Source organism: Opacimonas viscosa (assembly GCF_024199005.1).
Lineage (GTDB): Bacteria > Pseudomonadota > Gammaproteobacteria > Enterobacterales > Alteromonadaceae > Opacimonas > Opacimonas viscosa.
Genome location: NZ_JANATA010000345.1, coordinates 1 through 231, shown reverse-complemented (window position 1 = coordinate 231; position 231 = coordinate 1). Strand labels below are relative to the sequence as shown.

The following is a 231-nucleotide window of genomic DNA, read 5'->3' as shown; positions in this document are numbered from 1 at the left end:
ACACCGGTACAGTGGGCGTGCTTGCAGGTGCTAACTTCAACAATCTGCCAGTAACATTACCAAATTCACCTGTACCAAGCTCAGATGAAGAAAAAGAGCTGGTGGTTTCTGCCATTGGTCAATATCAAGTACTTGGACAAACGGGCGACACTTTCGGTACTGACCTACCAGAAGGCTTAGGTCACATCTACACGTTGGATGGCGAAGAGTTGGTTCTTGAAAATGACATGC

General features: G+C 46.8%; 1 pseudogene. It reads left to right on the top strand.

The window, feature by feature from the left end:
• Positions 1–231 (top strand): annotated as a pseudogene (locus NLF92_RS13865) (alkaline phosphatase PhoX); the annotation flags it as partial.